The organism is Streptomyces sp. NPDC098101, assembly GCF_044760185.1.
Lineage (GTDB): Bacteria > Actinomycetota > Actinomycetes > Streptomycetales > Streptomycetaceae > Streptomyces.
The window spans coordinates 1-12671 of record NZ_JBIWAS010000010.1 but is presented as its reverse complement, the minus strand read 5'-3'; the positions used below and the strand labels follow the sequence as shown (position 1 = coordinate 12671).

Annotated in this window: 12 protein-coding genes; 8 read left to right on the top strand and 4 right to left on the bottom strand. The window is 73.9% G+C overall.

The genetic code is table 11. The annotated features are described in order from the left end of the window. Positions 1-350: 350 nt before the first annotated feature. Together ACIQVI_RS31215 and ACIQVI_RS31210 are read left to right on the top strand one after the other, a co-directional pair. Positions 351-1391: a vWA domain-containing protein gene (locus ACIQVI_RS31215; protein ID WP_403601984.1), complete on the top strand. Its 1041-nt coding sequence runs from the start codon at positions 351-353 to the stop codon at positions 1389-1391. A gap of 205 nt (positions 1392-1596) precedes the next feature. Then, on the top strand, positions 1597-2784 hold the full coding sequence (locus ACIQVI_RS31210; protein ID WP_403601981.1) for a phosphatidylserine/phosphatidylglycerophosphate/cardiolipin synthase family protein: 1188 nt from the start codon (positions 1597-1599) through the stop codon (positions 2782-2784). Here the strand turns inward: ACIQVI_RS31210 and ACIQVI_RS31205 are convergent. Next, positions 2781-3176 carry an STAS domain-containing protein gene (locus tag ACIQVI_RS31205; protein ID WP_403601978.1) on the bottom strand — a complete coding sequence of 132 codons (396 nt, stop codon included), beginning with the start codon at positions 3174-3176 and terminating at the stop codon, positions 2781-2783. The two genes, ACIQVI_RS31210 and ACIQVI_RS31205, sit on opposite strands and share 4 nt — an antisense overlap. 103 nt (positions 3177-3279) lie before the next feature. Between ACIQVI_RS31205 and ACIQVI_RS31200 the strand changes: the two genes are divergently transcribed. Continuing rightward, complete coding sequence (locus ACIQVI_RS31200) at positions 3280-3606, top strand: helix-turn-helix transcriptional regulator (RefSeq protein WP_403601975.1); 327 nt, start codon at positions 3280-3282, stop codon at positions 3604-3606. Positions 3607-3618: 12 nt separating this feature from the next. On the opposite strand, the gene ppk2 is transcribed toward ACIQVI_RS31200, so the two are convergent. Together ppk2 and ACIQVI_RS31190 are read right to left on the bottom strand one after the other, a co-directional pair. Next, the gene (gene ppk2, locus ACIQVI_RS31195) at positions 3619-4614 is read right to left on the bottom strand and encodes a polyphosphate kinase 2 (protein WP_403601972.1); all 996 of its coding nucleotides are present in this window, start codon (positions 4612-4614) and stop codon (positions 3619-3621) included. Positions 4615-4706: 92 nt separating this feature from the next. Further along, positions 4707-5561 (bottom strand): DMT family transporter, encoded by an 855-nt coding sequence (locus tag ACIQVI_RS31190; RefSeq protein ID WP_403601969.1) that lies wholly within the window; start codon positions 5559-5561, stop codon positions 4707-4709. 166 nt (positions 5562-5727) lie between these two features. On the opposite strand from ACIQVI_RS31190, the gene ACIQVI_RS31185 reads away from it, so the two are divergent. The 5 genes from ACIQVI_RS31185 to ACIQVI_RS31165 all read left to right on the top strand — a co-directional run bounded on the left by ACIQVI_RS31185 (position 5728) and on the right by ACIQVI_RS31165 (position 11700). Beyond that, positions 5728-6912, top strand: a complete 1185-nt coding sequence (locus ACIQVI_RS31185; RefSeq protein WP_403601966.1) for an AI-2E family transporter — start codon at positions 5728-5730, stop codon at positions 6910-6912. A 391-nt stretch (positions 6913-7303) separates the two neighbouring features. Next, positions 7304-8056: a D-Ala-D-Ala carboxypeptidase family metallohydrolase gene (locus ACIQVI_RS31180; protein ID WP_403601963.1), complete on the top strand. Its 753-nt coding sequence runs from the start codon at positions 7304-7306 to the stop codon at positions 8054-8056. 127 nt (positions 8057-8183) lie between these two features. Continuing rightward, a complete protein-coding gene (locus tag ACIQVI_RS31175; protein WP_403601961.1) occupies positions 8184-9914 on the top strand; it encodes a diacylglycerol kinase family protein in 1731 nt (576 codons plus the stop codon). Beyond that, positions 9880-10857: a YihY/virulence factor BrkB family protein gene (locus tag ACIQVI_RS31170; protein ID WP_351974087.1), complete on the top strand. Its 978-nt coding sequence runs from the start codon at positions 9880-9882 to the stop codon at positions 10855-10857. The genes ACIQVI_RS31175 and ACIQVI_RS31170 overlap by 35 nt, the downstream gene beginning before the upstream one ends. 48 nt (positions 10858-10905) lie before the next feature. Beyond that, a complete protein-coding gene (locus ACIQVI_RS31165) occupies positions 10906-11700 on the top strand; it encodes a phosphatase PAP2 family protein (RefSeq protein ID WP_403601958.1) in 795 nt (264 codons plus the stop codon). On the opposite strand, the gene ACIQVI_RS31160 is transcribed toward ACIQVI_RS31165, so the two are convergent. Then, positions 11690-12460, bottom strand: coding sequence for an SDR family NAD(P)-dependent oxidoreductase (locus ACIQVI_RS31160; RefSeq protein ID WP_403601955.1), 771 nt, complete (start codon positions 12458-12460; stop codon positions 11690-11692). The two genes, ACIQVI_RS31165 and ACIQVI_RS31160, sit on opposite strands and share 11 nt — an antisense overlap. Between the last annotated feature and the right edge of the window lie 211 nt (positions 12461-12671).

The window sequence follows — 12671 nt, the reverse complement described above, 5'->3', positions numbered from 1 at the left end:
GTGCGATTCACCGGGGTTCCGCGCGGCCCTTTTCGGGCGCGGCCGGGAAGCGGGGGCGCGGCTTCCGTCGCAGGATGGTGCGGAACCGAAGGGAGCCGGTGCCGATGACGTCGGGGTCCGGTCCGGAGCGCACGCCCGACGGGCGGTACGTCGTCGTCGGCGGCCGACGGTGGCCCTCGGGGAGCGCGGGGAGCCGTGGTGGGAGCGGAACGCGGCGGAGCGGAAGGCCCGTTGGAGCCGGGGCCTGGAAGCCCTGGACGGGTGACGGGATCGCGCGGAGCCCGATTGTCAGTGGTGGGTGGGACGGTAGGAGCATCCGGTCGGAGACTTGGGAACGAGGGGGAACCGTCATGTCCGGGAACCAGAACTACATCAATCACGTCGCGCTCGTGCTGGACGCCAGCTCGTCGATGCACCACCTGAGCGGCAAGGTCGTGGAGGTCGCCGACCAGCAGATCGCGTACCTCGCCCGCCGGTCGGAGGAGCTGGACCAGGAGACCCGGGTCACGGTGTACGTCTTCGCGGACAAGGTGGAGTGCGTCATCTACGACAAGGACGTGCTGCGGATGCCGTCCCTGAAGCAGCTGTACCGGGTCGGCGGGATGACGTCCCTGCTGGCGGCCACGCTGAAGTCGCAGGCGGAGCTGGCGCGGACGGCCCAGCTGTACGGCGACCACAGCTTCCTGACGTTCGTGCTGACGGACGGCCAGGAGAACGCGAGCCACCGCTGCCCGGACGCCCCGTCGAGGGATCCGCGCGAGCTGGTGAAGGCCGTGGCCGGGATGATCGAGACGCAGCAGGACAACTGGACGCTGGCCGTCCTCGTGCCGGACCAGGTGGGGAAGCGCGAGGCCGTGCAGTGCGGCTTCCCGAAGGAGAACGTCGCGGTCTGGGACGCCACGAGCACACGGGGCCTGGAGGAGGCCGGGCAGGTCATCCAGGAGGCCACCGAGAAGTTCATGGTGGGCCGCACCAAGGGCATCCGGGGGTCGCGGGCGGTGTTCTCCACGGGCGCGGAGGCCGTCAACAAGGACACGGTGGCGGCGGCCGGCCTCACCCCCGCGGACCCGTCGGCGTACCGGCTGGTGCCGGTGGTCCAGGACACGGCGATCCGGGACCGGGTCGTGGAGTCCGGGCACGCCTACCGCACGGGCTGCGCGTTCTACCAGCTGAGCAAGTCGGAGAAGGTCCAGGCGCGGAAGCGGATCGCGGTGCTGGAGAAGAAGACGGACCGGGTGTACACGGGGCCCGAGGCCCGGGCCCTGCTCGGTCTGCCGGACGTGGAGGTGCGCGTCAGGCCGGACCACAACGACGACTTCACCATCTTCGTGCAGAGCACCAGCGTGAACCGGAAGCTCGTGCCGAACACGCGGCTCCTGGTGATGGTCTGACGCGGGGCGCCGGGCGGGGTCGCGGGCCGGTCGGTGAGATCTTGCCCGCACATCCGGATACGGTTCCGGCTGCCGGGCATGTGGACTGCATGGAAACGGAAGCCAGTTCGACCGGGGGCCTGAGAGGCCTGCCGTTCACCGCGCCCGGGCCGGTCGGGCCCGGGCGTGCGCCACAGGCTTTCCGAACGGCTCGAAGGGGAACCGAATGACCTCCGTGGACCAGCGTCCCAGACCCGCCGAGGCCCGCATACGGCATCTGCGCCGGCGGCTGGAACGGCTGATGGGCGTCGCCGCGACCGAGGGGAACGAGCTGGTCGCGCTGCGCAACGGCGATCAGATCTTTCCGGCCATGCTGGACGCCATCAAGGCGGCCGAGCACACCATCGACATGATGACCTTCGTCTACTGGCGCGGGCAGATCGCCCGGGACTTCGCCGAGGCCCTGGCCGAACGGGCCGCCGCCGGGGTGCGGGTGCGGCTGCTCCTCGACGGCTTCGGCGCCATGCGGATCGAGCAGGACCTCCTCGACCGGATGGGCGAGGCCGGCGTGCGGGTCGCCTGGTTCCGCAAGCCGCTGTGGCTCTCGCCGCTCAAGCAGAACCACCGCTGCCACCGCAAGGCGCTGATCGTCGACGAGCACACGGCGTTCACGGGCGGCGTGGGCATCGCCGAGGAATGGTGCGGCGACGCCCGGAATCCCGGCGAGTGGCGCGACACCCACGTCAAGGTCCGCGGTCCGGCGGTGGACGGCATCGCCGCGGCCTTCTCGCAGAACTGGGCCGAGTGCCACGACGAGCTGTACGACGACCGGGACCTGTTCACCGAGCACGAGCAGTCCGGGGACTGCGTGGTGCAGGTGATCCGCGGCTCGGCGAGCATCGGCTGGCAGGACATGCAGACCCTGATCCGGGTCATGCTCACCAGCGCCGAGCAGCGCTTCCGGCTGGCCACCGCCTACTTCGCGCCGGACACCTACTTCGTGGACCTGCTGTGCGCGACCGCGCGGCGCGGCGTGACCGTGGAGATCCTGCTGCCCGGGCCCCACACCGATCAGCGGGCCTGCCGCCTGGCGGGCCAGTACCACTACGAGCGGCTGCTGGAGGCGGGGGTGACCATCCACCAGTTCCAGCCGACGATGATGCACGCCAAGATCATGACGATCGACGGCGTGGCCTCGCTGACCGGCTCGACCAACTTCAACCGGCGTTCCATGAGCCATGACGAGGAGGTGATGCTGGCCGTCCTCGACGAGGAGTTCACCGCCGGTCTGGACCGGGACTTCGACGAGGACCTGCGGCGCAGCACCCCCGTCGATCCGGCCCGCTGGCGGCGCCGTGCCGCGCTCCAGCGGCTGGGGGAGAAGGCCGTGCTGCCCATCCGCCGGTTCCTCTAGCAGGTGGCCGCTTCCTCCACCGTCCGCCGCACCTTCAGGACGGTGTCGACCCCGGTGAGCTCCAGGATCCGGCGCACCGGTGTCGTCGGTCCGGCCAGGCGCAGGTCCGTCGTCCGGTGGGTGAGGATCAGCAGGTTCAGGAAGGCCGAGTCCGCGAAGGTGACGGCGGAGACGTCCAGGACCACTCTCGGGTGGTGCCCGGCCGCGGCGCGCAGGGCGGTCGCCAGGGGGGCGACCGTCTGCATGTCGTAGGAACCGCGCGCGACGACGACCGGGGCTCCGTGCGCCTCGTACCGCTCAGGAGTCCCCGCGTCGCGCGGTCCGGTCCCCCGGTCCCCGCTCCCGTCGAGATCGCTCTCGCGCCCTGTCATGACGGCCTCGCCCAAGGACATCTCCGGACCCTTCCTGTGACTTCCACGGGAACACGTCATCTGTGACACGAAAATTATGTCACGTATTTGCCGTCCGACAATGCCGTTCCCTAGGATGCCGACCATGGCGGGAGTGCCCGGATCACACAGCGGCTGGACGTTCGTCACCAACCACGCGCGCGTGCTGGCGGCGATCGCCGACGACCCGAACGTCCGCATCCGCGACATCGCCGCCCACTGCAGGCTCACGGAGCGGGCCGTCCAGCGGATCATCTCCGACCTCGAACAGGACGGTTACCTCTCCCACACCCGCGACGGGCGCGGCAACACGTACCGCATCGAGCCGGACAGGGTGCTGCGCCACCCGGCGGAGGCGGGCCTGTCGGTCGCTTCCCTGCTCTCCCTGCTCGTCCAGGACGAGACGGCCCGCGCCGGACGGCCGGAGGAGTAGGGGGCGGGGAGTTCAGCGGGCCGGGGGGTGCTCCCCCGGGCCCTGCCGGGCGGGGGCCAGGGGCGTGGGGGAGAGGACGGTCGTCTCCTCCCCCGGTTCCAGCAGGGTGTCCGCCGCTCCGACGATGAGCGGGTCGGGCGTGCCGACGGCCTCCTCGTCCTTGTTCGCGTAGTCGACGCGGGACAGGAGGCTGCGCATGGCTTCGAGGCGGCCCCGGCGTTTGTCGTTGTTCTTGACCACGGTCCAGGGCGCGTGCTCGGTGTCCGTCGCCCTGAACATGGCGACCTTCGCGGTGGTGTAGTCGTCCCAGCGGTCGAGGGAGGAGAGGTCCGTGGGCGAGAGCTTCCACTGCCGCACCGGGTCGACCTGGCGGATGGCGAAGCGGGTGCGCTGTTCGGACCGGGAGACGGAGAACCAGAGCTTCACGAGGTGGATCCCGTCCTCGACCAACATGCGCTCGAACAGCGGGCACTGGTGGAGGAACAGCTCGTACTCGTCGTCGGTGCAGAATCCCATCACCCGCTCGACCCCGGCCCGGTTGTACCAGGAGCGGTCGAAGAAGACGATCTCGCCCGGGCCCGGGAGGTGGGCCACGTAGCGCTGGAAGTACCACTGTCCGGCCTCGCGCTCGGTCGGCTTGTCGAGGGCGACGATCCGGGCGCCGCGCGGGTTGAGCCGCTCGGTGAACCGCTGGATGGTGCCGCCCTTGCCCGCGGCGTCCCGTCCCTCGCACAGCACGGTGATCCGGGCGCCGGTCTCCTTGGCCCAGCGCTGCATCTTGAGCAGTTCGATCTGCAGGATCCGCTTCTCCCGCTCGTACGCGGCGCGGCGCACCTTGCGGGGGTACGGGTAGTTCTCCCGCCACGTGCGGATGGGCTCGCCCCCGGCGCCGAGCAGGAGCGGCTGCTCGGGCCGGCTGGTGTCCACGCTGAGGCCTTCGAGGAGGTCCGGTCCGGCGTCCCGGTCCTCTCCGCGGTCCTCGCCACCGGTGCCGTTCACGCCGGTCATCGGGTACTCCGTTTCCTCCGCGCGTTCTTTCGGACCCTGCCCCTACCCGCTGGTGCCGGTCTCACCCGGTCGGCCCCGTTCCGCGCCCGGGGTCAGGAGGTACTGGCCCCGCCGCGGGCCAGCGCGAACACTCCGAGGACGACGAGCGCCACCCCGGCCAGCTGGGGCAGCAGCCACCAGCCCGTGCGGACGTGCTCCTCGTACAGCAGGACGCCCAGGCTCAGGCTGACCGTGGCGTCGCCGAGGGTGAGGGCGGGTTGCGAGGCCACGAGCGGGCCGCCCTGCATGGCGTGTTCGAGCAGCAGGAGGGCCGCGATCCCCGCCGCGCAGAAGGCGTAGGTCTGCCAGGCCGTCAGGAAGGCGCCGAGTCCGCCGTCGTCGAGGATGTGCATGGACGTCTTCATGAGGGCGGCGGTGAGGGCGTAGCAGATCGCGGTGGCGGCGCCGAGGCAGGCCGCCCTGGCCCGGCCGGGCGGCCGGCGCAGTCCGGTGGCGGCGAGCGCCACCACGGCGACGGCGCAGGCCACCAGGACCGGCACCCAGCGGTCCAGGGCGACGTGGGTGCGGTTGCCGGCGGGCGAGGCGGCGACGAGGGCCACTCCGAGTCCGGCCACGACCGCCGCCACGGCCGCCCAGAGGCGGCCGGGCAGCCGTTCGCGCGCCATGAGGGAGGCGATGAGGAGGGCGAGGGGCAGTTCGAGCACGAACAGGGGCTGGACGAGGGCCAGCGGTCCGGTCGCGAGGGCCGCCGCCTGTCCGACGCCGGCGGCGATGACGGCGAGGATGCCCGCCAGCCAGAGCGGGCGGCGCAGCAGGTCGAGGATCAGTCCGGGCCGGAAGGAGTCGGACTGGGGGACGGTGAGCGCGGCACGCCGCTGGAGCACCGTGGCCAGCGCGTTGCTGAACGCGGCGAAGAGGGAGAAGAGGACCGGCAGGACGACGCCCATGCACCGATCCTGACCGGGCGGCGGCCGTACGGGGGCGGCGACACCGGCCGGACGCCCGTACGGGGGAACCGGCCGGGGACCCGGTCGGGCCAATGCCGGGTCCTGGTCGGGCGAATGCGGGCCCGCCGGTGTGGTCCGGCGCCGCCGCGGTGGTACGTCGTCGGTCATGCAGCCAGGCTCCCCACCGCAGGTGGCCCCGTTCCTCCGCACGGCCGCCGCGTACGCGTGGCGGCTGCTGGTCGTCGGCACCCTCGTCTACGCCCTGTTCGCCCTGCTCGGGCGGTTCCACGAGATCGGGGTGGCGCTGTTCCTCGGTCTGGTCGTCACCGCGCTGCTGCGGCCGGTCGCGGACCTCGTCGCCCGGGGGCTCCCCCGGTCGGCGGCGGTCGCCCTCACCCTGCTGGGCGGCATCGCGCTGGTCCTGGGCGTGCTCACGCTGGTCGGCGAGGCGGTGGCGGGGCAGCGGACGACGCTGGTGCGGGAGTTCCGGGACGGCGTCGGGCGGATCGAGCGGTGGCTGGAGCGGCCGCCGTTCCGGCTGAACCCCGAGGCGCTGTCGGACGCGCAGGAGAGAATCGGGCGGTTCCTCTCCGACCACCGTTCGACGCTGGTCAGCGACGCGGTGAGCGGGGCGCACCACTTGGTGGCGGTGCTGGCCACGCTGGCGCTCGCCCTGTTCTCCTCGGTGTTCTTCCTGCACTCGGGCGACCGCCAGTGGGCGTGGTTCCGGGAGCAGCTGCCGGCGTCCCTGCGGGGGCGGGTGGAGACCGGCGGGCGGGCGGCGTGGCGCACGTTCACCGGCTACACGCACGGGATCGTGCTCGTGGCCGCGACGAACGCGGTGCTCGTGGGGATCGCGCTGTGGCTGCTGGGGGTGCCGCTCGCGGTCCCGCTGGCGCTCCTGGAGTTCGCGGCCGCGTTCGTCCCGCTGATCGGTTCGCCGGTCGCCCTCGCGGTCGCCGCGGTCGTCGCCCTGGCGGCGAAGGGGCCGTTCGTCGCGGCGGTCGTGATCGCCCTGATCGTGGTGATCGGCCAGATCGAGGGACATCTGCTGCACCCGCTGGTGATGAGCTGGGCCGTACGGCTGCATCCGCTGGTGGTCGCGGTCTCGGTCCTCGCGGGCTCGATCGCGGCCGGCATCGTGGGCGCGGTGGTGGCGGTGCCGCTGGTGTCGGTGGTCTGGTCGGTGATCACGGCCCTGCGGGAGGCCCGCGCGACGGAACGGCTCTTGGGCGGGACCGATGCGTCTTCGGAGACGGGGACGGGGACCGGGACCGGGACGGGGACGGGGCTGGGTACGACGCCGGAGACGGGTCCGGGGCCGGGCGGAGGAGGGGGCCCGACGGTCTGAGACGAGGCCGGGACGGGAGGGAAGCGGAGGCCGACGGCCTGAGAGACGGGGCCGGGGCCGGAGGGAAGCGGAGGCCGACGGCCTGAGACAGGGACGGGGCCGGACGAAAGCGGGAGCCCAACGATGTGAGACAGGGACGGGCGGAGGCGGAGACCCGGCGGGGACGGGCGGAGGCCCAGCGAGGACGGGTGGAGGCGGGCGGAGGCAGAGGCCCGGCGGAGGCGGAGGCCCGGCGGGGTCCGGTGGGGTCCGGCGGGGGCGTCGTTCCCCCACCGCCATTGGGCCGACAAATGGCGGCGGCCAGGGCGGGTTGACGCGCGTCACACGGCCCGCCACTCTCTGAGTGCCCGCACCTGGGATCACATCCGATTCGTGAGGCACTGGAGGCCCGATGGCCGGACGCACCGCACGTTCCCTGCCCCTGCGCTTTCTTCTTTCCCTTGTCATGCTCCTGTCCGCCTCATTGGCCGGGGTGGTGGCCACCGCGGGCACCGCCCGGGCCGACGGCTGCTACACCTGGTCGCGCACCCTCTCCCAGGGGGCGTCCGGCGCCGACGTCACGGCCCTGCAGATCCGCGTCGCCGGCTACCCCGGCTACGGCGCGGTGCTCGGCATCGACGGCTCCTACGGCCCGGCGACCGCCGCCGCCGTCAAACGCTTCCAGGCCGCGTACGGACTGGCCGCCGACGGCGTCGCGGGCCCCGCGACGTTCAGCAAGATCTACGCGCTCCAGGACGACGACTGCACCCCCGTCCACTTCTCCTACGCGGAGCTGAACAACTGCAACAGCACCTGGGCCGGGGGCGCGGTGAGCGCGGCCACCGCCAAGTCCAACGCGCTGCGGACGATGTGGAAGCTGGAGGCCCTGCGGCACGCCCTCGGCGACCAGTCCATCCGCGTCACCAGCGGCTTCCGGAGCCAGGCCTGCAACAGCGCGGTCGGCGGCGCCTCCTCCAGCCGCCATCTGTACGGTGACGCAGCCGACCTCGGCGCCGGTCCCCACTCGCTGTGCCGGCTCGCCCAGCAGGCCCGCAACCACGGCTTCAACGGCATCCTCGGGCCCGGCTACCCGGGCCACGGCGACCACGCCCACGTCGACCACCGGCCCAGCCGCTTCTGGTCCGCCTCCGGCTGCGGCATCTGACCCGCGAACGGCCCGCGTTCCCCCGGGGGACGCGGGCCACGGCGTGCGCGAACGCCCCGGCAACCGGTCCCGCGACGGGCCGCGAAGGCCCGCGCATGACCCGGGCCCGGCGGGTAACACGGCGTCAATGACGAACGCACACGACGTGGGAGCGAGACCCGGCCGCACGCTCCTGCTGCTGCCCGTGCAGGCGGCCCTGGTGGCCGCCCTGGGACTGCTCGCGACCGGGCCCCTGACGCACCACTGGCCGCTGTCGGCCGAGGACGGCGTCAACCGCGCCCTGGCCGACCACCGCGACCCCTCCGCGACCGCGCTCACCGACTGGATGTCGCTGGTGGCGAACACCCAGACCGTGATCGCCCTGACCCTGCTCTGCGTGCTGGGTCTGCTCCTCGTGCCCCGGGCGCCCCGGTGGTGGGAGGCGGGGTTCCTGGCCGTGTCCGTGGCCGCGCAGTCCGCGATCTTCCTGCTCGTCACCCTCGTCGTGAACCGCGACCGTCCCGACGTGCCGCGCCTGGACGGGGCGCCGCCGACGTCCAGCTTCCCCTCCGGTCATGTCGGGGCCTCCATGGCGCTCTACGGAGGCCTGGCCGTGCTCGCGTTCCGGCACCTGCGGGGCGTCCGGCGGAACCTCGTCGTGGGGCTCCTCCTGCTGATCCCCCCGGCCGTGGCGTTCTCCCGCCTGTACCGGGGGATGCACCACCCCTCCGACGTGGTGGTGGGGCTCCTGAACGGCGCCTGCACGCTGCTGCTCGTGGGGGCCGCGCTGCTGCCCGGCGCCCGGAAGGACGAGGCGGCCCCGGAGCCGGAGCCGGCCGCCCCCGGCACGCGGCGGGCCGTCGTGGTCCGCCACCCGCACGCGTGCGGCGACGAGACCGCCGCCCGGGTAAGGGCCGTACTGCGCCGGCACGGGTACGCGGAGCAGCGGTGGACGGAGACGACGCCCGAGGAGCCGTCCGGCGCCCTGGCCGCACATCCGACCGGGACGGACGCGGATCCGCTCGGCCCGGTCGACCTGGTCGTCGTCTGCGGCGGCGACGGCACCGTGCGCGCCTGCGCCGACGTGGCGGCCGGGACCGGGGTCCCCCTCGCGATCGTCCCCTGCGGCACCGGCAACCTCCTCGCCCGCAACCTGGGGCTGCCGGTCGAACCGGTGGCCGCCCTGCGGGAGGCCCTGTCCGGGCGGGCCGCCGGGCTCGACGTGGCGCGCGTAGAGGGCGACGGGCTCGCACCGACCCGGTTCGCGGTCATGGCGGGCGCCGGGTTCGACGCCGCCATGGTCCGCGACGCCTCGCCGCGGCTCAAGGAGCGCCTGGGCTGGGCCGCGTACGTCCTCTCGGCCGCGCGGCACCTGCGGGACCCCCGGATGCGGTTGTCGATCCGGCTCGACGGGGGCGCCCCGCTGGAACGGCGGGCCCGCATGGTCGTCATCGGCAACGTCGGCTCCCTCCAGGGCGGGCTGCCGCTGCTGCCGGACGCCCGGCCCGACAGCGGCCGCCTGGAGGTCGTCCTGCTCGACCCGCGCGGGGTGACCGGCTGGCTCGCCACCGCCGGATACCTGGTCTCCCGCCTGCCGGGCGGACGGACCTCCCCCACCTCCGGCACGCGGGAGCGGACCGCCGCGCACGGCGCGCTGGAGTACTTCGGCGCGGCCCGCGTCGACCTCCGCTTCGTCCGTCCCCAGCCGCGCGAGCTCGACGGCGACGTCCTCCCGGCAGGCACGCGGCTGACGGCGGAGGTCGAGCCGGGGGCGCTGCGGGTGTGCCTGCCCGCGCCCGCGCGGACCGGCATACCGGCCGGGACGGGGAAGGAGGTGGCGGAGCATGGGCACCGCGACGCGCGTACCGCGGCTCAGTGAGGTCAGGGCCGTGGAGGCCGAGCTGCGCCTCCAGGGCGAGACCCTGTCCGGAGAGGACGCCTGGGCCACGCTCCGCCGCTACGGCGGCTGGGCGCTCGTACGGGACTCCTTCGTGCGGTTCCGCTACGCCGACGGGTTCAGCCACTCCCGGGCCCTCGCCCTGCAGACCGTCCTGGCGATCCTCCCCTTCGCCATCGCGGTCATAGGGCTCTCCGGGGTGCTGCACACCGAGGACGTCGGGCGGATCGCCGAGCTGCTGATCCGCCGGATCAGCGGCCCCAGCCAGGACGTCGTGGACGACGCCCTGCGGGCGAGCCGGCGGCACGCCGGGGACGGCGGCGCGGTGGCCCTCTGGTTCGGCCTGCTGTTCTCGATCTCCAACGTCACCACCGGCATGTGCCAGGTGGAGCGCGGCGCCAACCGGATCTACGGCGTCGAGCGCGACCGCCCGTTCCTCCACAAGTACGCGCGCGGGCTCGTGATGTCGGTACTGGCCGGGCTGCCCCTCGGGCTGAGCTTCTGCGTCACCGTCCTGGGGTCCGACCTGAGCCACGCCCTCATCGAGGTCTACCACCTCGGCCCGGGCACCCGCCTCGCGTGGGACCTGCTGCGCTGGCCCGTCGGGATCCTGCTGGCCGTCCTCGCCACCAGCGTCGTCTTCCGCCGCTCGCCCCGGCGCCCCCAGCCGGGCCACACCTGGCTGGCCTTCGGCGCCACCGTCCACCTGCTGCTGTGGCTGGGCGCGACCTGGGCCCTGAGCCTGTACGTCGGCTCCGGCGGCTCGTTCACCACCGTGTACGGCCCGCTGAGCGCGTTCGTGGCGCTGCTGCTGTGGTCGTACCTCACGTCGCTCTCGCTCTTCCTGGGCCTGTCCTTCGCGGCCCAGCTGGAGGCCGTACGGGCGGGGGTGGACGCCCCGATCAGCGAGGATCCCGGGGTCTGAACCGCTCCCCGCCCCCTCCGCGCACCAAGGAAAGGAACCGTACCGACCATGACAGAGCGTTCCTCCCGCATCCGGCGCCTCCTCGGGAGGCTCGTGACCGGGCACGGCGGGCCCGACGCCCGGTTCGGCGCGAGGCTGCTGGCGGGCACGGCCCTCACGGCCCTGGCGGCCGTTCCGTTCTCCCTCGCGCTGGTCCTGGTGGAGTCGCACTGGGCCCCGCTGCACCGGCTCGACCAGGGCGTGGCCGAGCGGCTGCACCGCTCCGCGCTCGACCATCCCGCCTGGGTCCGGGTCCTCGACCTCCTCACGCACGTCGCGTGGGGACCGGCGACCATGCGGATCCTGGTGGCCGGGGTGGTGGTGTGGCTCCTGTGGCGGCGGGCCTTCCGGCTGGCCGCCTGGGCGGCCGTCACGGCGATCGCCGGCGGGCTCGTGGGCCTGCTGGTGAAGAACGTGGTCGAGCGCGCCCGGCCGCACCTGCCGGATCCGGTCTCCCACGCGCCGGGCTTCTCCTTCCCCTCCGGGCACTCCATGACGGCCGTGACCTCCTGCGCCGTCCTGCTGCTCGTCCTGCTGCCGCTGGTCCCGCGCGCGTGGCGGCCGCTGCCGTGGGTCCTGGCCGCGGTGGCGGTGGTCGGCGTGGGCTACACGCGCGTCGCGCTCGGCGTGCACTGGGTGAGCGACGTGATCGGGGGCTGGCTGCTCGGCCTCGCCGTGGTCACCGCGACCACCCTCGCCTTCGAGGCGTGGCGCGGCGACGTCGGCCGCTCCCGCACCACGCCCGCCGAGGGCCTGGAGCCCGAGATCACGACGGACGACCCGGAGCCGGCCGTCAACTCCTGAGGTGGGAAGCTCCGTTGAGGTCGAGGATCGAACCGGACGCCCATTCCGCGTCGGGCGAGGCGAGCCACAGGACGGCCGCCGCGATCTCGGCGGGGTCGGCCACCCGGCCGAAGGGGCTCTGGGCGCGGATCGCGGCCCCCTCGGGTCCCTCCAGGCGCGGTGCGACCCGCTCGGTGGCGAAGAAGCCGGGCGCGACCGAGGCGACGCCGATCCCGTGGGGGGCGAGGGAGACCGCGAGCGACTGGCCGAGCGCGTGGACGGCCGCCTTGGTCGCACCGTAGGCCGGGTGGTCGGGCTCGCCCCGGAAGGCGCCCCGGGAGCCGATGTTGACGATCCGGCCGCCCGTGCCCTGGTCGATCATCCGCCGGGCCGCGAGGTGGCTGAGGTGCGCGGTCGCGAGCAGGTTCACCGACACGTGCCGCCGCCAGACCTCCACCCACTCCTCGTACGGGGTCTCGGCGAGGGGGTGGCGGAGGTTCACCGCCGCGTTGTTGACCAGCACGTCGATCCCGCCGAGCGCCCCGGCCGCCGTGTCGGCCACGGTCGCGGCCGCCTCCGGGTCCGCGAGGTCGCCCCCGACGAGGACGTGGCCCGTCCCTTCGAGGGAGTCCAGGGTCGCCCGGGCCTCTTCGGCGCGGGTGGCGAAGTGGACGGCGACCCGGTCGCCGTTGGCCGCGAACTTCCGTGCGACCTCGGCGCCGAGGCCCCGGGAGGCGCCGCTGACGAGGACGCGGCGGCCCGTTGCGGGCAGGGGGTTCATGGAGGTGCCTTCCGGTCGGGGACGTGCCGTCCGGCATTCTGCACGCCGGGCCCGGCGGCGGGGGGGGGGGGGGGGGGGGGGGGGGGGGGGGGGGGGGCCCCCCCCCCCGGGGGGGGGGGGTCGGTGTCGGTGCCCGGGGTCCCTCTCCGTACCGTTCCCGCCCGGACCGTGAGGTTCCGGACCGCCGGGCCGAGGGCCGCCGGGAGTCCGG